This window comes from Kribbella flavida DSM 17836, assembly GCF_000024345.1.
GTDB classification, from domain to species: Bacteria; Actinomycetota; Actinomycetes; order Propionibacteriales; family Kribbellaceae; genus Kribbella; species Kribbella flavida.
Genome location: NC_013729.1, coordinates 712,390 through 729,616, shown reverse-complemented (window position 1 = coordinate 729,616; position 17,227 = coordinate 712,390). Strand labels below are relative to the sequence as shown.

Genomic DNA, 17,227 nt, shown 5'->3' with positions numbered 1-17,227 from the left:
GGCATGTTCGTCCTCGGGAGGGACCGCAGTCGTCGACGCTTCGAACGCTGGCTGGCTGCTCAACCAAGGGCCACCCTACAACCGCCGGGTGAAGCAGCCCTAGCGGTATCCCGAATTCGGCCTTAAGACAAAGACCTGAATGAATTGGGTGGCGCCCGATGGGCACCAGGAAGGGCAACCAAGGAGGTCACCTCATGACGACCAACCCGATTCCCGCCGTTCCGCCGGTCGGGCCCGGCAGCGACCCGCAGAACCCCGACCTGGTCGACCCCGGCTTGGACCAGCCGGACGTGGGCACCCGGCCGGGCGACGACAGCCCGTTGTCACAGCCGGTTTCGACGCCGGAGTCCGACCCCGACGAGAACCCGGACGACCAGCTCCCGCGGAGCTGAGCCCCGGCCCGCAGCGGTCGGCACCCGGTCATCGGTCGCCGACCGCTGCGGCGGGAACATCTATTTCCAGGCCGGCAGCTGCTGCAGCGCCCAGGTGTTTCCGTCCGGGTCGGCGAAGAACACGAAGCTGCCCCACGGGAATTCCTGAACTTCGCTCACCTCGACGCCCCGGCCGGCGAGTTCCGCCCGCGCCGCGGCCACGTCGGCGACGACGATCTGCAGGCCGCGCACCGATCCCGGTTCCGCCTGGTCCATGCCGGTGCCGATGGCGATCGAGCAGGCCGATCCGGGCGGTGTCAGCTGGACGAACCGCAGTTCGTCGCTGACCCGGTGGTCATGGTCGGCCACGAAGCCCAGCTGCTCGGTGTAGAACGCCTTCGCCCGGTCGACGTCCGCCACCGGCACCGACACCAGTTCGAGCTTCCAGTCCATCGTTCCCAGCCTTTCCTCGCAGCGGTCCCGGCTCCGGCAACCTACCGCCCGGCGGTGGCACAAATTGTGCGTGCGCTTGGTGCCTGCGGCGGTGGGTACCAGATCGTTCAGCCGATGACACGGAGGCAACCGATGACGACGCATCCACCGGCCGTCCACCAGGACGGTCAGAGGACCGGACAGGACGAGCCCGTGGGCGCCCTGGTCTCTCAGCTCACCGCGGACGTGAGCCGCTTGGTACGCGCCGAGCTCCAGCTCGCCAAGGCGGAGCTGAAGGACAAGGGCAAGGAGGCCGGACTGGGCGTAGGCCTGTTCGGCGGCGCCGGCGCCTTCGCCTTCTACGGGCTCGGCGCGCTGGTGACCACCGCGATCCTCGGCCTTGCGTACGTCGTACCGGCGTGGCTGGCGGCTTTGATCGTGGCGGTGCTGCTGTTCGCCGTCGCCGGCGTCGCGGCGCTGCTCGGCAAGAAGCACGTCGCTCACGCGACGCCGCCGGTGCCGCAGGCGGCGGTCGACGGCGTGCACCAGGACATCGAGGCCCTCAAGGGCCACCACCCGGGAGGAAAGCGCGGATGACCACCACGCGGCAGACCGCGAGTCACGCGGCCACTGAGGCCCCGACCGAGACCGAAGCGCTGCGGGCGGACCTGGAGATGACCAGGCAGCACCTGGCCGACACGGTCCAGCAGCTGACCCGTCAGCTCAACGTGCCGCGCCGGATGAAGGAATCCGCGAGCAGCGCCGGTCACCGCGCGGTCCAGACGGCGAAGCACGCCGTCGGCGAGATGGGCGGCAAGGCCAAGCAGACCGCCGGAGAGGTGAGCGTCAAGGCCAAGCAGACGGCTGGAGACGTGAGCGTCAAGGCCAAGCAGACCGTCGGAGACATGAGCGTCAAGGCAAAGCACACCGTGGGCGGGCTGAGCAGCAGCGGCAAGCACACGTCCGGCGGTCCGGCACAGCGGAGCTGGCACTTGCCGGAGCAGGCGAAGAACCTGCCGGCCAAGGTGAGGCAGGTGCCGGAACTGAGTCGGCGGCACCCGCGGGCGACCGCCGCCGTCGGTGGCGCGGTGGCGCTCGGCGTCGGCGCCGCGGCCTGGATCGCGGGGAGGAACCGGTGAGCAGCAGCAAGACCGTCAAGCTGGCGTACCGCCCGTTCGGCCTGATCTCCGGTATGGCCGGCGGTCTGGTGGCGGGTGCCATCTTCAAGCAGGTGTGGCGCCGGGTCAGCGACAAGGACGACGCACCGGACGCCCTGCAGTCCGAGTACCCGTGGCGCGAGCTCCTGCTGGCCGCCGCCCTCCAGGGCGCCGTGTACGCCGTGGTGAAGGCCGCCGTCGACCGAGGCGGCGCCATCGCCTTCGAGCGCTGGACCGGCGAATGGCCCGGCGACTGACCGGCACCACAATCAGCACACAAGGGAGCACCCGGCAGACCGGGTGCTCCCTTTCGCTGTCACAGCTCGCGCAGCGCCGGCCCGAGCTCCTGGGTGAAGAAGTCGAAGAACCCCTCCATGTCCGGGCCGGCGTTGATCAGCGCCAGCTGGTCGTACCCGGCCGACACGAACTGCTTCGCCACCTCGACGTGCCGCTCGACGTCCGGCCCGCAGCCGAACTGCTCGCGCAGGTGGTCGGCCGTCACCAGCTTCGTCGCCGCGTCGAAGTTCACCGGGTTCGGCAGCTCCGACTGCACCTTCCAGCCCGTCACCCCGAACCGGAACAGCCGGCGCGCCGACTCCGCCGCCTCGTCCTCCGACGACGCCCAGGCCAGCGGCACCTCGGCGTACCGGGGTCCGCCACCGCCGGCCTGCCGGTACGCCGTGACGAGATCCTCGCGGGGTTCGGTGACGAACAGCGCGTCGCCGAGCTCGGCGGCGATCCGGGCTGCGGCGGGTCCGCCCGCGGCGACGGCGATCCGCGGCAACGGGTCGGGCAGGTCGAAGACCCGCGCGTCCTCCAGCCGCAGGTGCTTGCCCTGGTAGGACCGGTAGCCGCCGCTCCACAGCAACCGGATGATCTCCAACGACTCGCGCAGCATCTCGTGCCGCTCCGAGACCGCCGGCCAGCCCCGCCCGACCACGTGCTCGTTGAGCCGCTCGCCGGCCCCGATCCCGAGCGTGAACCGGCCGTCCGCCAGCAACGCCGTCGTCGCCGCCATCTGCGCCACGACGGCCGGGTGGTACCGGATGAACGGGCAGGTCACGCCGGTCGCGAGCTCGATCGTCGACGTCCGCGCGGCCGCGGCGGCGAGCATCGAGAACGCGAACCCCGAGTGCTGGTGCTCCGACACCCAGGGATGGAAGTGGTCACTGACCTCGACGAAGTCGAACCCGGCCTGCTCGGCCCGGACCGCCTGGTCGACGATCTCGGTCGGCGAGTACGCCTCCGCGATCAGCTTGAATCCCAGTCGCATCGTGCGCTACCTCCGAAAAGACGAATGGAACAAGGCCCGGTGGGCACCGGATGAGTGCAAGTACTGGTTGCCCAGGCCTCGGCGTTGAGCAGACAGCGCCGAGGCCGCCAGCCGGCCGCACGGCCGACAACCGCGGAAACCCGGTGCACGGACCGCCGGCAGCCCCCAGGAACGAGAACCGCCGGCAGCCGGCAAGGTCCGGCGAGGCAAGCTCAGTCCGGCGGCTCGGGAGTCTCCGGCACCCCTTCGTCCTCGCCCGGACCCGACGCCACGAACTCCGCGGCGTCGTCGGTGGTCGAGTCGGCCGGCGGATCCTCCTCCGGCCCACGGGTCTCGTCGATCAGGTCGTCCACCAGCCCGGTGGGGTTGGTGGTCTCATCCGGATGCTCGGTCATCCACAGCTCCTTTCACAGACGCCGCCTGGTACCCCTGGGCGCCGCTCCGCATGCACTCGCCACGCGCGCCTCAGCCGCGGACCGCGATCACCAGCGCGTCGTTCCCCCGCCGCCAGACCGCCCCGGCCCGTTCGAACCCGTTGCGCCGCAGGAGATCCACGTGCCAGCCTTCCCGCTCCAGCAGTTCGCCGGCCCAGTGCGCGAACACCTGCTGCCGCTCGGTCCACCACCCCGCGTACTGCGGATCGGCGTACGCGCGTTCGTACCAGCCGTCGCAGTCCTCGGTCTCCGCAAAGACCGTCCGCAGGTGCTGCTCGTGCAGGCGATCCGCCGCCGCCCGCAGGACCGGCTCGGCGATCGGGACGTGGTCCGCGTTGGCGAACACGCCGCCCGGCCGCAGCAGCCGCGCGACCCCGGCGTACACCTCGGCCAGTGCGTCCGCCGGAAACCAGTGCGTCGCGGTCGCGGTGACCACGGCGTCGAACCCGGTCGTCAGCCCCAGGTCCCAGTCCGGTGCCGCCAGCTGACGGGCCAGCACCGACACCCGGTGGTCGCCGGCGAACCTGTCCCGAGCCAGGTCGAGCAGCAGCGGATCGATGTCAACGGCAACTACTTCCGCCGCCGGGAAGCGAGCGAGCACCCGCTCGGTGAGTGAGCCCGGCCCGCAGCACAGGTCCAGCACCCGCCGCGGCGGCCCGGCCAGCTGCTCGACGTAGTCCAGCAGCAAACCGAAGCGGAGCTCGCGATCCGGTAGATGCCCGGCCTGCTGCTCGTCCCAGCTGCTGCGCAACTCCTCCCGCCGGCTGCGGGCCGCCGCCTCGACCGGCTCCTCTTCACGCTGTGTCGTCATGAGCTCAACGTTGCGCGCTCCGAGGACTCGACGTCCAAGACAAACGCGCACTAACGTCACACCCTTCGGTTATCACTGCAGGTGAGGAAGTCATGGACGTCGATCTACGGTTGGTGCGGTACTTCCTGGTGATGGCAGAGGAGTTGCACTTCACCGCCGCGGCCCGCCGGCTCTACGTGTCCCAGCCGGCCCTCAGCAACCAGATCCGCCGGCTGGAGAACCAGCTCGGCGCCCAACTCTTCGAGCGCTCGCCGCGCGGGGTGACGATGACCGCCGCCGGCGACGCCTTCCTGCCGCACGCGCAGAGCGCGCTCGCCGCGATCCGCTCGGGCGTCGCCGAAGCCACCGCCGCCGCCGGACGCGACCAGGTGCTGCGCATCGACGTGCTGCAGACCGACCTGGTCACACCGCGCGCGGTTCTGGCCCGCCTGCGGGACCGGTTGCCGGCTCTTCGGCTGGAAGTCAGCAGTCGCGGCAGTCGGGAGCAGGAGCAGCGGTTGCTCAGCGGTGAGCTCGACCTCGCACTCTGCGGGTCGACGGCCCGGCTGGCCGACGGCCTGGTGCAGCGGGTGATCCGCCGCGAGGCGCTCGGGATCGCGCTTCCCGCCGGCCACCCCCTGACCACGGCCGACGCCGTCGCGGTGCGCGAGCTGGCCGACGAGGTGCACTACCTGCCACGCGACGACTTCGCGCCGGAGTGGAACGAGTTTGTGCTCAGCTGCTTCCGGACCGCCGGGTTCCAGCCACGCCGGCACCCGGCCAGCACCGACGGGACCAGCTCCGCGCTGGAACTGGTCCGCGCCGGTGAGTGCGTCGCGCTCGGGCTGTTGTCGACCCCGGCCCCCGACGGGGTGGTGGTGAAGCCCCTGGCGGCCGGCGTCCCGCCGTACACGTGGACGCTGCGCTGGCGCGAGTCGGCGCACCCACCGACCGCCGCGCTCGCCGTACTGCGCTCGCTGGACTGAGTCGGCCGGGGGCGCCGGAGACACTGTGTTGCGCTCCGGTTACGATGCTGCGAATTGGTGTGAGTTCGAGGCCGAATGCATAACTTCGCTCTGCATGGGGTAGGAATGGACTCACACAGATATTGACCGCGGTCCAGACATGTGCCGCGCCGTGACTCAACGTCGCGAGGTCAAGAATCATGGTCACCGTACTTGCAAGCACCACCGTCGACGAGCTGCACAGCACCGATCCGAAGCAGCGCCGAGACCAGGCCACCCGGGAGCTTCTCTCCCGCCGGGCCGCCACCACCGACGAAGAGCTCCAGCAGGCCCTGCTCAACGAGGCCATCGAGCTCAACTTGGGCATCGCCCACAGCATTGCGAGCCGGTTCCGCGGCCGCGGGGTCGAGTCCGACGACCTCGACCAGGTCGCGTACCTCGGGCTGCTCAAGGCGGCCCGCAGCTACAACCCGTCCACCGGTACTCCGTTCCTCGCGTACGCCGTGCCGACCATCCGCGGTGAGGTGAAACGCTACTTCCGCGACTGCTCGTGGACCGTCCGGATCCCGCGCCGCCTGCAGGAGCTGCAGGGCTCGATCGCCAGCGTGCGGCCGCAGCTGGTGCAGGACCTGCAGCGTGACCCCACGCTGGAGGAGCTCGCCGCCGAGCTCGGTACCGACGTGGCCGAGGTCGAGGCGGCGATCGCCGCCGACGGCTGCTTCTCCGTGCTGTCGCTGGACCGCCCGGTCGACGGTGACTCCACCGCCAACCTGGCCGACACGATCGCCGACGAGGAGGACACCTCGTTCGAACGGACCGAGGCGGTCGCCATGCTCGAGCCGGTGCTGAACGACCTGACACCGCGCGAGCGCAAGATCCTCGAGCTGCGCTTCATCGAGGGGCACACCCAGGCCGACATCGGCGCCGAGATCGGCGTCAGCCAGATGCAGGTGTCCCGCCTGCTGCGCGGCATTCTGGACCGGCTGCGCGAGCAGATCGAGTCGCCGAACCAGGTTATCGCCGCCTGATCGAAGGCTGAACAGGTCCCTTCACGTCGTGGTCCGCCGCAGACTCGTGCTCCGGCGGACCACCCGTGGAGGGATCGATGCTTGAGGCACCTTCTTCGCCGGCCGCACCGATCTTCGTGGTGCAGCTGCACGACGCACGCCGGCTGCACTACGACGTCCGGCTCGAGGTCGACGGCGTGCTCAAGTCCTGGGCGGTGCCCCGCGGTCCGTCGCTCGACCCGACCGTGAAGCGGCTTGCCGTTCCCACCAGCGACCACGACCTGGAGTACGCCACCTACGAAGGCGTGCACGCCGGGGCGAAGTACGGCAGTGGCGCGGTGATCGTCTGGGACGCCGGGGTCTACACCAACCTCACCCGGGACAAGCAACGCCGGCTGGTCGAGCCGGCGGAGGCGATCGCGCGGGGTCATCTCAAGTTCGCCCTGCGCGGCGTGAAACTGAACGGCACCTGGGCGTTCACGCGCACCGAGCGGGACTGGTTGCTGGTGAAGGTCCGTGACGACGCCGCCGATCCGTTGCTCGACCTGACCGAGACAGAGCCGCAGTCGGTGCTCAGCGGCCTGACCATCGAGCAGATGGCGGCTAGCCGACCGTCAACCTGACCACCGCGGTCACCACGATGCCTGCGCCGACGGCGACCAGCATCGGTACCTTCGCCAGGGTCAGAGCTCCGGCCACGCCTACCCCGGTCAGCTGAGTCCAGTCCAGCTCCTTGCCGCCGAGCTCGGTGACGATCAGCCCGGCCAGCAGGACAGGCGCGGTCAGCGCCGTCACCCGGACAGCTTTCTGCGGCAGCTTGCGCGGACCGATGATCAGCGGAGCACTGGCCTTCATCAGCCAGCTCAGCACGGTCACTGCCAAGACCGACAGCCACACCCTCATACCGTCTCCTCCTCCGGCAGTACGCCGATCAGCGCGGCCGCCGTCGCTCCCAGCAGCGCGTAGCCAGGGCTGGTCACCAGTAGCAGCGCCCCGGCGATCACCGCACCCAGCGACGCGGCGACGAAGGCCCGGCGCGAACGCCTGAGCTCCTCCAGCGCCAGGATCAGGAAGAACGCGGGGAACGCCACGTCCAGACCCAACGTGTGCATCAGCGCGGGTGATGGCGAGGTCAGCGCGCCGAGCGCCGTACCGCTGACCCAGAAGAGCCACTGCGGCAGGCTGGCGCCGATCAGCCGGGACACGTCGTACCGGCCGTCGGCGTGGTGCGCGACGACGAACGACGCGTCTACCAGCGCCTGGGAGTGCAGCGCTCGACGCCACCGGCCGCCGTGCAAGCTGTTGTTGAGCGCCACACTCATCACCAGGTAGCGCGCGTTGATCAGGACGGCGGAGGTGATCGCGGCCAGGGCCGACCCACTGGCGAGCGCGGTCAGCAGCGTGAACTGTGCCGACCCGGAGAAGGCGAACATCGAGAACAGCACCGGCAGGCCGAACCCCCAGCCCCGCGCCTGCGCCTCGGCCCCGAAACTCAACGCCAGCACGAAGGCCGCGCTGCCGGGTCCCACCCCCAGCCGCATGCCGTCGACGAACGCGGCCCGATTCACTCGGCACCTGCGCGGGTGCGGCGGTAGTGGCGTGACGCCCGGGCGCGGTTACCGCAGTCCGCCGAGCTGCACCAGCGGCGGGATCCGTTCTTGGTCCGGTCGAGGAACAGCCAGCCGCAGTCGTCGTCCTGACACTGCCGCAGCCGGCTCAGGTTCTCGTCCTCCAGCAACCGCCAGGCCGCGAGCGCCAGCTCTCCGGCGAGGTCATCGGCCTTCCACCGCAAGGGGCTGAGGGTTACGATCCGCGCCCGCGCGACGGCGGCCACCAGCAACTCCCGCAGCTGATCGACGTCGTTCTCGGACGGCTCGTCGCCCACGGCGGGCGGCTGCAGAACCCGGTACGCGACTTCGCGCACCGTCGCGACCTGATCCAGCACCCCGCGGGTGGAGCCGGCTTCCAGCCCGGCCGCCGTCAACCAACGGTCGAGGGCCGCCCGGTCGGCGACGTTGTCCACCCAGCGCGCCGGGTCGAGGCGCCACGAGACCGTGTTGACCAGGTCGAGCAGCAGGTGCCCGGCGATCAACTGCGGCTGGTAGGTCATGGCACATCACCTCGCCTAACAGGCTAACGGTCTTTTACCTGTTAGTCACCCGCCCGAGTTCGTCAGCACGTGCGGGCGTGCGCGGGTTCACTCGAACGGCGTGGGGTCCCCGGCGCCGCGGCGGACGATCTCCGGCACGTCCTCGGAGAAGTCGATCACGGTCGTCGGCTCGATGCCGGCCTCACCGGAGTCGATCACCGCGTCGACCTGGTGATCGAGCTCCTCCTTGATCTCCCAGCCCTGCGTCATCGGCTCCTCCTGGCCCGGCAGCAGCAGCGTGCTGGACAGCAGCGGCTCACCGAGCTCGGCGACCAGTGCCTGCGCGACCACGTGGTCGGGGATCCGCACTCCGACGGTCTTCTTCTTCGGGTGCAGCAGCCGGCGCGGCACCTCCTTCGTCGCGGGCAGGATGAACGTGTAGCTGCCCGGCGTCGACGCCTTGATCGAGCGGAACACCGCGTTGCTGATGTGCACGAACTGCCCCAGCTGCGCGAAGTCCTGGCAGACCAGCGTGAAGTGGTGCCGGTCGTCGAGCTGCCGGATCGTGCGGATCCGGTCGATGCCGTCCCGGTTGCCCAGCTGGCAGCCGAGCGCGAAGCACGAGTCGGTCGGGTAGGCGATCAGGCCGCCGTCGCGGACCAGGTCGACCACCTGCCCGATCGCGCGCTTCTGCGGATTGTCCGGGTGCACGTCGAAGTACCTCGCCATACGCCGACCCTAGCGTCCCCGGGTCACAGGCCGGAGGTGAGCACCGAGGTGCCGAGGGCAATCAGTGCGAGAACCAGGACGAGCAGCCAACGGGCCCGGCGAGCGGCGCGCTCGTCCCCCGGTGCGGGAGGTGCGGACGGACTGGTCATGCCCTCATCATCCACGCCCGCCGGTCCGTCCGGAACTCGACCCGCCAGGTTTCAGGGCGCACTCGGGGCGGACTCAGTGGTTCACCTGACCGGTCCGCCCGGTACGCCGTACGCGGCAGGCCGACGGCCGACTCAGCGCAGGTGGCGGAGCGCTGCGGCGAAGGCGGAGTCCCGGGGTGCGGCAAGTTCGGTGGGAGTGAAGACGGGGACCCGCAGGTGGGGCGGGATGCCGGTGCCGTCGTACGTGGTCCAGGACCTGGTGCGGAACTCCTCGTTCGGCAGCACGGCCTGCCAGCCGTTGGGAAGGTGGCGGACCAGGACGTCGGAGAAGACGCCCTGGGTGTTCTGGCCGATCCGGTACGGCGCCGGCTTGCGGTTCATCACTGCCTGGGTGAAGGTCTCGCCTGCGCTGAGCTGCGAGCCACCGGTGAGCAGAACGAGCGGGCCGGTGAAGGTGCGGCGGTGCCGGGCCGGCTGGACGTGGATCGCCTGCGGCCGCGTCCACGACGTTGGGTCGGCCGGGTCGTTGCGAGCCCGTTTGGCGTAGGCGAAGAACGGCCGGTCGGTGAGCCGGCCGGCGAGGTCGAGCGCGAGCTGGTCGGAGCCGCCGCCGTTGATCCGGAGGTCGAGGATCAGCTTGCGCGGCTCGGTCGCGAAGATCTGGTCCATCGCCTGGTCGAGCGCCGCCCGCTGCGCGGCGTAGTTCTCGCGCTCGTCGTACCCGAAGAAGGCGATGACGCGCAGGTAGCCGATTCCGCCGGGCAGGGTGGTGTAGCCGATCAGGTCGTTGGCGTAGCTGGTCAGCTTCCGGCCACCGAGCGCGGTCTGCTCGATGTACGGCCGAATCTGCTGCTCGAGCGCCTGGTCCGGGATCGTCGTACCCGGACGGGAGCCGCCGAAGGTCCGGCCGGCCGGCGTACGGACCGCGGTGTGCGCGTCGCCGAGCGGGGCGATCATCGCCGTCAGCACCGCGAACAAGGCGTCGTCGGACATGTCCCGCGTCACCTTCGGCCGGTACTGCGCGCGGACGGCCTTCCAGTCGATGCCCTTGGCGGCGAAGAACGGGTAGTTCTCCTCGTAGGCCGCCCAGAACTGGTCGAACACCGCGAGCGGTCCGGACGCCCCGGGCTGTGTGCACCGCACCGGCAGCTTGTCGAGCCGGCGCATCCGGCGTTCACCGGGACTGCCCTCCAGCCGCATCGAGGCCCGGTCCCGTCGCGCCTCGACCGTGAACCCCTGCTGACCCGGCGCGGCGAACCGGTCACCGGACCAGGTGTAGACGGTGGCCGGGGTGCAGCTCACCCCGGTCGTCTCGTAGGCCGTCGCCTTACCGTTGCCAATAGCAATGATCGAGGCGTAGCCGTCGGTCTGCCAGATCCCGTCGGGCGCACCGGCCGCGGCCGCTGACGGCGCGGCGAGCGGAGCGGCGGCGAGCCCGGTGACGAGCGCCGCAACGATCAGGAGCCGCCGCGCCGGGCGGGAGGGTGAGAAGTCCATCTGCTCACCCTGCTCGACCATCGACGTGGTGGGGATGGTGACGCCTGCACCAGGGACGGTGGGACATTTCCCCTGTGGAGGTGGTTGTAGACCCCTTGCCTACTGGGCCAATCCGAGCGGCAGCGCCGTCACCAGCAGGTTGGCGGAGTAGCCGCCGCGGGCTGCGTCGTACGTGCCGGTGCAGGTGATCAGCGACAGCCGGTGCTCCCCGGTCTGCTCGAAAGCTCGGCCCTGGGTCGCGAGCGCATCTTTCGGCACCGACACCACCGAGCTCACCCGGTACGCCGCGCTGTGGCCGCCGCCGCGCAGTACGACGGTCTCGCCGACCCGGATGCGGAGCAGGCGGACGAAGTAGCCGATGCCGTCGGTCGCTGAGTCGACGTGACCGGCCAGCACCGTCGCACCGAACGGATCACCCGCCTGAGCTCCGCCGTCCCACCAGCCGACTCGCTGGACTCGTTCCGGCACCACCAGGCGGCCGTCGACCGTGCTCGCCGGCAGCACCGGCGCCTTCGCGCCGCCGGGCAGCACCACCTCGGTCGGAACGAACCTGATTCGCTGGCTGGCCGCCGGGGTGCCGACGCGGGCGGGTGGCACCGGCGTACCGGCTTGTGGTCCGGCGGGCGGCGACACCACGGTGGTGCCGCCGCCCACCTCAGCACTCGAGACCCCTTCGTCCTGCTGCGCGGCGCACCCCTCCAGGGCCACGCAACAGGTCAGAAGCAGTCCGAGCAGTCCTCTTTTCAGCGCCGGACCACCTTCCGGACGGTCATTGCGAGCCCACAGGCCGCCAGCAGGCCCAGCGGAACCAGGGGCGCAGGTGCCGGCCGCTGCTGCATCAGCTCGGCCGCCTGACCGCCGCTGCCGGTGTCGACGAGCTCGGGTTTGCCGGTCCCGGTGCCGGGCAGCCGCAGGGTGGCGACCGCGACGTTCATCGTCCGGGAATTCGGCTCCCCGACCGCGAACACCCGGGTCAGATATCCGGCCCGGACCGGCAGCGAAACCGGTCCGAGAACAACCGGCGTGGTCGCGCCGGCGGGCACGATCTCCACCCGGTACGTGCCGGCCGGAACGACGACGTCGAGGGATTCCCCGTTCGCCACGTTCGCGAACAGCACCTTGCCGTTCACCCGGATGTCGGCCGGCCCGACCGCGGCGGTGTGCGCGACCCGGACGGCGGCCTTGTCCTTCGGCACCGCGGTCAGCTTGTTCGGGTACGCGGTGATCACGGGTGCGGCCGTCGGCGCGGCCGGCCGGTGGATCACCACGTCGAGATTGCTCCCGGCGCCCACGGTGACGCTGCGGTCGATCACCGTGCGGCCGTTCTCCAGCGCGGTGATCCGGCGCTGTCCCGCCGAAACCGCCAGCGGACCGACCACCGTGGTGGCGGCCGCGCGCCGGGCGACCGGGCGGCCGTCGACGCGGATCTCCAGCGTCTGTCCCGGCAGCCCCTGGACGATGTGCAGCACCCCTCCGGTCGCCGCCCCGGCCGGCGGCGCGAGCGCGGCGGCCGGGGCGGCCAGCATCACCGCGAGCGCCAGGAATATCACCCTGCGGTGATGCGGACCTGCAATTCTCGAAATCACCGGATATCGCCGGCCACCCGCCGCCGCCACTGTTCGGAAGCGTTTGAACACTTTCCGTTTCCGCATTTTTCGTCCCCCTCGGAAATGCATTCGGAATTGCTTTGGACGGGCTAATTCCGGCGTATCGTATGCGGAAAGTCGATCCGGCCACCAGAGGAAGTGGCCGGGTCTCCTTGGGGGCGATGCCGGATGTCCGGAGGGACCAGGCGACGGGCGGGGCACCGCCTGCTGACCGTTGTCACGCTGACCGTGACACTCGGCGCGGCGCCTGCCTGCTCGGCGGAAACCGGCGGGCCCACTCCACCCAGTCCAGGGGTCGCACCCCGGGCGAGCGCCACCGCCGTACCCGTGCAGCCGCCGCCCACAGCCGAGGGTCCGGGTCTGACCGCGCCAGGCATCCGGCTCGTCGCCGCGCCACGAGGAGACGGCAGCTTCGACGTGGTCGAAGACGTGTTGCTGCGCACCGCCACCAGCGCGCTGCGACTGCAGTTGCCCCGGTCGGGCGAGCAATTGCGAGGGGTGATGGTGCGCACCCGGCCGGCGGCGACCGGCCTGCGGATCATCGCGGACGGCGACCCCGTCCCATTGCAGCAGACCGCTCTCCGGTCCGCTCAGACGCTGCCCCTGGACTCGGCGGCCACCCGACTGACGATGACGTACCGCCTGTCCGGTTCGTCGACGCGGAGCCTGCCGTCACGCGTCGGCCGCGCACTGGCCGTCATCAGCCCGCTGACCGCCGCCACGGACGCCACGTTGCCCACCAATCTCACCGTGTCGGGCGGCGGTCTGCTCAACGCCAACTGCCCACTGCTGGCCGAACCCAGGTGCGCAGTAGGCGAGCCACCCGGCCTCGGCATCCAGCAGGGCATTCCTGCCGGGCAGGCGCTCGCCGTACTGCAACTGGACCTGCCGCTGCATCCCTGACCTCACGACGGGAACTGCCGGCTCTAGCCTGTGCGTATGGTCGACACACAGCCTGACGAAGCCGATCGCCTGACCTTCGGTACGGCGCGAGCGCGGTGGGTGCTGGCCGCCACCGCTCTCGGCTCCGGGATGGCATTCCTGGACGGCACGGTGGTCAATGTCGCGCTGCCGGCGATGGGCGAGGATCTCGACGCCGACGTCGCGGGGCTGCAGTGGATCATCAACGGCTACATGCTGATGCTGGCTTCGCTGATCCTGCTGAGCGGCTCACTGGGCGACCGGCTCGGCCGGCGGCGGCTGTTCGTCGTCGGCGTCGTCTGGTTCGCGCTGGCGTCGATCGTCTGCGCGGTGGCGCCCAACCTCGAGGTGATGGTCGCCGGACGCGTCCTGCAGGGCATCGGCGGCGCACTGCTGACGCCGGGCAGCCTGGCAATACTGCAAACCAGCTTCCGGCACGCCGACCGGGCCAAAGCGGTCGGAGCCTGGTCCGGGCTCACCTCCGTCGCCGCGGCCATCGGCCCGTTCGTCGGTGGAGGCCTGGTCGACAGCGGCTCCTGGCGGCTGATCTTTCTCATCAACGTCCCGCTCGCCGCGATCACCGTGCTGGTGGCACTACGCCACGTGCCGGACACCCGCGACCAGACCGCCACCGGCAAGCTCGACCTCGCCGGAGCCCTGCTGGCCACCCTCGGACTCGCAGGCCTGACCTACGGCCTGATCAGCGCAGGCGAGCGGGGCTTCGGTGACCCCATGGTGCTCACTGCACTGGCCGTCGGTGTGGTCGGACTCGTCGCGTTCGTGGAGGTGGAGCGCCGCAGTTCGCACCCGATGCTGCCGCCGGGCATCTTCGCCAACCTGCGCTTCACCGGCGCCAACCTGGTGACCGTCGTCGTGTACGGCGCCCTGGGCACCGCCACCTTCCTGGTGGTCGTCTACCTGCAGACAGTGCTCGGGTACGACGCCCTGAGCGCCGGCGCGGCCCTGCTCCCGATGACGCTGCTGATGCTCACCCTGTCGGGCTATGCGGGCAGCCTGTCGAGCCGGATCGGCGCACGCGTCCCGATGACCGTCGGCCCGCTCTTCATGGCCGCCGGATTCCTGCTCATGCTGCGGATCGAGCCAGGCGCCGGGTACTTCGCCGCCGTACTGCCGTCCATCATCGTGCTGGGCATCGGCCTGGTCGCCACGGTGGCTCCCCTGACCGCGACCGTGCTGGACTCCGTCGAGGACCACCATGCCGGAGTGGCGTCGGGCGTGAACAACGCCGTGGCGCGCTCGGCACAGTTGATGGCGGTCGCCGCGATTCCCCTCGCGGCCGGAATCACCGGCGACGCCTACCGGGATCCCGTCGCCTTCGAGCAGGGCTTCGCGATGGCCTTGTGGATCTCGGCCGCACTGGCCGTCGCGGGCGCCGTACTGGCGTGGTTCACACTGGCCGACCGCAAGCCCACCACGCGGGAGCCGGCACCGGTCACGGCCCACCGGCACTGCGCGCTGGAAGCCCCGCCGCTGTCCAACAGCCCAACCACCTCCCGCTGACCGCCTCAAGCATCTGCCGACATGTCGACATATCTCAGGCGATTTGTTGCTGACAGCAATCAATACGCCACTGGGCAGCGGTTTAGCGCAGCGTGAGGTAGTGCTTGCGGTCCTCGGCTGGGAAGTGTTGCACGGCGTAGCGGAGCATGGTGCGCGGCATGGACGGGGCGTGCAGGTCGAGCCAGGCGCGGAGGTCGGTGGACGAGACCCGGGCGCCGGTTTCGCGGAGCATCCAGCCGGCTGCCTTGTGGATGAGGTCCTCGGGGTCGTCCAGCACCTGCGGCACCAGCGCGTAGAGGTCGGTGGCATCGCCGCTGCGGATGAAGTGGTGGGTGGCGATCAGCGCGATCCGGCGGTCCCAGATCAGCGGTGACCGGATCAAGGTGTGGAGGACGTCGCGCGGGCGGTCGGCCAGGTAGCCGCCGACGATCTGCGCGGCGCTACAGTCGACCAGGTCCCAGTTGTTCACCCGCGCGGTGTTGCGCAGGTAGAGAGTGTGGATCTCGGTGAGTTCCGCCGGGTTCGTCGTCCGGGGTCTGCGGGCGCGGGTGGCGCGGTAGGCGAGCACACAGAGCACGGCCAGGCGGTGCTCGTGAACTGGGCTGTGGAGCGCCTGCTCGAGGTCGGCGAGCGGGAGGTCGGCGGGCAGGTGAGGCTTCAACAGGGCGCGGATGGTGGAGAGCTTCACACCGATGAACCGATCGCCCTCGCCGTAGCCGCCGGGCTTGACCTGAAAGTAGCGCGCGAGGATCTCGGCGGTGTCCGGGTCCCCGGCGGCGTCCACCTCCGCCAGCAGATCGCCGACCGCGGTCACAGCAGCAGGCCGCCGGTGGCGCGCAGGTTCTGACCGGTGAGCCAGTGGGAGTCCGGTCCGGCGAGAAAGGCGACGACATCGGCGACGTCGCCCGGTTCGCCGACGCGGCCGAGGGCGGTCAGGCCGATCAGCAGGTCCGCGACCTCCGGCGGGTTCGCGTCGCGGAACATGTCGGTGTCGGTGGCGCCGGGCGAGACGATGTTGGCGGTGATGCCGCGGGCGCCGTACTCGCGGGCGGCGACCTTGGTGATCTGCTCCAGCCCACCCTTGCTGCCGGCGTACAGGGAGATGCCGGGGGCCGGGAAGCTGGTGTTGAGGGTGGAGACGGTGATGATCCGGCCGCCGTCGCGCAGCACGTCTCCGGCCCGCTGGATCGCGAAGTACGGGCCCTTGAGGTTGGTGCCGAGCAGCTGGTCGTAGTCGTGCTCGGTGACCTCGGCGATCGGCTTCACCATCGACCGCGCCGCGTTGCAGACCAGGATGTCCAGGCCTCCGGCCGGCTCGGCCGCGGCGTCGAAAACCGCCGGCAGCGCGGTGATGTCCGCCTGGTCGGCCCGGACGGCGTACGCCCGGCCGCCGGACTCCCGCACCTGCGCCACGACCTCGTCGGCGGCCTGCGCCGACGCCGCGTAGGTGAAGGTGACCGCGGCGCCGTCCGCGGCCAGCCGCCGGACGACGGCGGCGCCGATGCCGCGCGAGCCGCCGGTGACGAGTGCCGCCTTGCCGTCGAGCAGGCCCATCACAACTCCTTCAGCAGTGTCCGCATGGTCGCGATCTCCTTGGTCTGCGTGACGCCGACGTCCTGCGCGAGCTCGCCCACCCGCAGGTCGGACCCGTGCTCGATCACCCGGCCGCTCATCGCCACCGCGCCCTCATGGTGCTTGATCATCAGGGTCAGGAACTGGGTGTCGAAGGCCTTGCCGGTGGCCTGCAGCAACCGGGCCAGCTCGGCCGGCGTCGCCATGCCGGGCATGTCGCCGTGGTCGGTGTGCTCGACGTGCTCCAGCGGTGGCGGTGTGCCGCCGCGCTCGGTCAGCAGCTGCCGCATCGCCTCGATCTCGGGTTTCTGGCCGACCCGGATCCGCTCGGCCAGCGACCGCACCCGCTGGTCGGCCGCCGCGGTCTTGGCCCGCTCGGCCATCACCAGCGCCTGGCTGTGGTGGATCATCATGTCGGCCAGGAACGTCAGGTCGTCGGGGTCGACGGTCACCGCCGACGACGGCAGCGTGGCGAGCGTCCGGTTCGGGCCGCCCGGCGTACCGGGCACGATCACCGGCACCGAGGGGGCCGGCGCGGGAGCTGCCGTTTGGGGGGCTGACGAGCGGCAGCCCACGAGCACGGACAGGCACAGCACGGCGGCGGCCGGCGGCAGCAGGAAGTTCCTCACAAGGCCTCACTCCCAGTGGCATTTCGCTTCCGCACAGTGTCTATCACGCCTACCCTGGGGCAATCGATCGCTTCAACTGAAGAA

Annotated in this window: 24 protein-coding genes; 9 read left to right on the top strand and 15 right to left on the bottom strand. The window is 70.6% G+C overall.

The features are described 5' to 3' along the window. The first annotated feature begins 194 nt into the window (after nt 1-194). Nucleotides 195-392: a hypothetical protein gene (locus KFLA_RS03510; RefSeq protein WP_012918381.1), complete on the top strand. Its 198-nt coding sequence runs from the start codon at nt 195-197 to the stop codon at nt 390-392. A 60-nt stretch (nt 393-452) separates the two neighbouring features. Here the strand turns inward: KFLA_RS03510 and KFLA_RS03505 are convergent, their stop codons facing one another. Then, a complete protein-coding gene (locus KFLA_RS03505) occupies nt 453-824 on the bottom strand; it encodes a glyoxalase superfamily protein (RefSeq protein ID WP_012918380.1) in 372 nt (123 codons plus the stop codon). Nucleotides 825-956: 132 nt separating this feature from the next. Here KFLA_RS03505 and KFLA_RS03500 point away from each other — a divergent pair, with 132 nt between their 5' ends. Genes KFLA_RS03500 through KFLA_RS03490 form a run of 3 tightly spaced genes read left to right on the top strand, consistent with a single transcriptional unit; the run spans nt 957 to nt 2,217 of the window. Further along, nucleotides 957-1,400: a phage holin family protein gene (locus KFLA_RS03500; protein ID WP_012918379.1), complete on the top strand. Its 444-nt coding sequence runs from the start codon at nt 957-959 to the stop codon at nt 1,398-1,400. Further along, nucleotides 1,397-1,942, top strand: a complete 546-nt coding sequence (locus tag KFLA_RS03495) for a DUF3618 domain-containing protein (protein ID WP_012918378.1) — start codon at nt 1,397-1,399, stop codon at nt 1,940-1,942. Before KFLA_RS03500 ends, KFLA_RS03495 begins: the two co-directional genes overlap by 4 nt. After that, the gene (locus tag KFLA_RS03490) at nt 1,939-2,217 is read left to right on the top strand and encodes a DUF4235 domain-containing protein (RefSeq protein ID WP_012918377.1); all 279 of its coding nucleotides are present in this window, start codon (nt 1,939-1,941) and stop codon (nt 2,215-2,217) included. The genes KFLA_RS03495 and KFLA_RS03490 overlap by 4 nt, the downstream gene beginning before the upstream one ends. A gap of 59 nt (nt 2,218-2,276) precedes the next feature. Here the strand turns inward: KFLA_RS03490 and KFLA_RS03485 are convergent, their stop codons facing one another. The 3 genes from KFLA_RS03485 to KFLA_RS03475 form a co-directional block, all read right to left on the bottom strand. Beyond that, nucleotides 2,277-3,233: a TIGR03557 family F420-dependent LLM class oxidoreductase gene (locus KFLA_RS03485; protein ID WP_012918376.1), complete on the bottom strand. Its 957-nt coding sequence runs from the start codon at nt 3,231-3,233 to the stop codon at nt 2,277-2,279. A gap of 212 nt (nt 3,234-3,445) precedes the next feature. Beyond that, on the bottom strand, nt 3,446-3,628 hold the full coding sequence (locus tag KFLA_RS03480; RefSeq protein ID WP_012918375.1) for a hypothetical protein: 183 nt from the start codon (nt 3,626-3,628) through the stop codon (nt 3,446-3,448). A 70-nt stretch (nt 3,629-3,698) separates the two neighbouring features. Beyond that, complete coding sequence (locus KFLA_RS03475) at nt 3,699-4,478, bottom strand: class I SAM-dependent methyltransferase (protein WP_012918374.1); 780 nt, start codon at nt 4,476-4,478, stop codon at nt 3,699-3,701. Nucleotides 4,479-4,570: 92 nt separating this feature from the next. Here KFLA_RS03475 and KFLA_RS03470 point away from each other — a divergent pair, with 92 nt between their 5' ends. The 3 genes from KFLA_RS03470 to KFLA_RS03460 all read left to right on the top strand — a co-directional run bounded on the left by KFLA_RS03470 (nt 4,571) and on the right by KFLA_RS03460 (nt 7,052). Continuing rightward, nucleotides 4,571-5,443, top strand: coding sequence for a LysR family transcriptional regulator (locus tag KFLA_RS03470; RefSeq protein WP_012918373.1), 873 nt, complete (start codon nt 4,571-4,573; stop codon nt 5,441-5,443). Between the two features lie 179 nt (nt 5,444-5,622). After that, nucleotides 5,623-6,450, top strand: a complete 828-nt coding sequence (locus KFLA_RS03465) for a SigB/SigF/SigG family RNA polymerase sigma factor (protein WP_012918372.1) — start codon at nt 5,623-5,625, stop codon at nt 6,448-6,450. A gap of 77 nt (nt 6,451-6,527) precedes the next feature. Further along, nucleotides 6,528-7,052, top strand: a complete 525-nt coding sequence (locus KFLA_RS03460; protein ID WP_049797251.1) for a DNA polymerase ligase N-terminal domain-containing protein — start codon at nt 6,528-6,530, stop codon at nt 7,050-7,052. Here KFLA_RS03460 and KFLA_RS03455 read toward each other — a convergent pair. The 8 genes from KFLA_RS03455 to KFLA_RS03425 all read right to left on the bottom strand — a co-directional run bounded on the left by KFLA_RS03455 (nt 7,033) and on the right by KFLA_RS03425 (nt 12,443). Beyond that, nucleotides 7,033-7,332, bottom strand: coding sequence for an AzlD domain-containing protein (locus KFLA_RS03455; protein ID WP_012918370.1), 300 nt, complete (start codon nt 7,330-7,332; stop codon nt 7,033-7,035). The two genes, KFLA_RS03460 and KFLA_RS03455, sit on opposite strands and share 20 nt — an antisense overlap. Beyond that, nucleotides 7,329-7,997, bottom strand: coding sequence for an AzlC family ABC transporter permease (locus tag KFLA_RS03450; RefSeq protein WP_012918369.1), 669 nt, complete (start codon nt 7,995-7,997; stop codon nt 7,329-7,331). Before KFLA_RS03450 ends, KFLA_RS03455 begins: the two co-directional genes overlap by 4 nt. Next, complete coding sequence (locus tag KFLA_RS38645; RefSeq protein WP_012918368.1) at nt 7,994-8,539, bottom strand: CGNR zinc finger domain-containing protein; 546 nt, start codon at nt 8,537-8,539, stop codon at nt 7,994-7,996. The genes KFLA_RS03450 and KFLA_RS38645 overlap by 4 nt, the downstream gene beginning before the upstream one ends. Nucleotides 8,540-8,626: 87 nt before the next feature. Further along, on the bottom strand, nt 8,627-9,247 hold the full coding sequence (locus tag KFLA_RS03440; protein ID WP_012918367.1) for an L-threonylcarbamoyladenylate synthase: 621 nt from the start codon (nt 9,245-9,247) through the stop codon (nt 8,627-8,629). 23 nt (nt 9,248-9,270) lie between these two features. Continuing rightward, a complete protein-coding gene (locus tag KFLA_RS39260) occupies nt 9,271-9,396 on the bottom strand; it encodes a hypothetical protein (RefSeq protein WP_272941285.1) in 126 nt (41 codons plus the stop codon). 132 nt (nt 9,397-9,528) lie between these two features. Further along, the gene (locus KFLA_RS03435) at nt 9,529-10,893 is read right to left on the bottom strand and encodes a S41 family peptidase (protein WP_041289753.1); all 1,365 of its coding nucleotides are present in this window, start codon (nt 10,891-10,893) and stop codon (nt 9,529-9,531) included. A gap of 99 nt (nt 10,894-10,992) precedes the next feature. Next, nucleotides 10,993-11,601, bottom strand: a complete 609-nt coding sequence (locus KFLA_RS03430; RefSeq protein WP_012918365.1) for a class F sortase — start codon at nt 11,599-11,601, stop codon at nt 10,993-10,995. 35 nt (nt 11,602-11,636) lie between these two features. Beyond that, on the bottom strand, nt 11,637-12,443 hold the full coding sequence (locus KFLA_RS03425; protein ID WP_237706714.1) for a DUF4397 domain-containing protein: 807 nt from the start codon (nt 12,441-12,443) through the stop codon (nt 11,637-11,639). A gap of 474 nt (nt 12,444-12,917) precedes the next feature. Here KFLA_RS03425 and KFLA_RS03420 point away from each other — a divergent pair, with 474 nt between their 5' ends. Together KFLA_RS03420 and KFLA_RS03415 are read left to right on the top strand one after the other, a co-directional pair. Then, nucleotides 12,918-13,403 carry a hypothetical protein gene (locus tag KFLA_RS03420; protein ID WP_237706713.1) on the top strand — a complete coding sequence of 162 codons (486 nt, stop codon included), beginning with the start codon at nt 12,918-12,920 and terminating at the stop codon, nt 13,401-13,403. Nucleotides 13,404-13,439: 36 nt separating this feature from the next. Beyond that, a complete protein-coding gene (locus tag KFLA_RS03415; protein WP_012918362.1) occupies nt 13,440-14,942 on the top strand; it encodes an MFS transporter in 1,503 nt (500 codons plus the stop codon). A gap of 82 nt (nt 14,943-15,024) precedes the next feature. Here the strand turns inward: KFLA_RS03415 and KFLA_RS03410 are convergent, their stop codons facing one another. The 3 genes from KFLA_RS03410 to KFLA_RS03400 are packed head-to-tail and all read right to left on the bottom strand — an operon-like array spanning nt 15,025 to nt 17,143. After that, nucleotides 15,025-15,756, bottom strand: a complete 732-nt coding sequence (locus KFLA_RS03410) for a DNA alkylation repair protein (protein ID WP_012918361.1) — start codon at nt 15,754-15,756, stop codon at nt 15,025-15,027. Continuing rightward, complete coding sequence (locus KFLA_RS03405) at nt 15,753-16,496, bottom strand: SDR family oxidoreductase (RefSeq protein WP_012918360.1); 744 nt, start codon at nt 16,494-16,496, stop codon at nt 15,753-15,755. The genes KFLA_RS03410 and KFLA_RS03405 overlap by 4 nt, the downstream gene beginning before the upstream one ends. Further along, nucleotides 16,496-17,143, bottom strand: a complete 648-nt coding sequence (locus KFLA_RS03400; protein ID WP_012918359.1) for a DUF305 domain-containing protein — start codon at nt 17,141-17,143, stop codon at nt 16,496-16,498. Before KFLA_RS03400 ends, KFLA_RS03405 begins: the two co-directional genes overlap by 1 nt. Between the last annotated feature and the right edge of the window lie 84 nt (nt 17,144-17,227).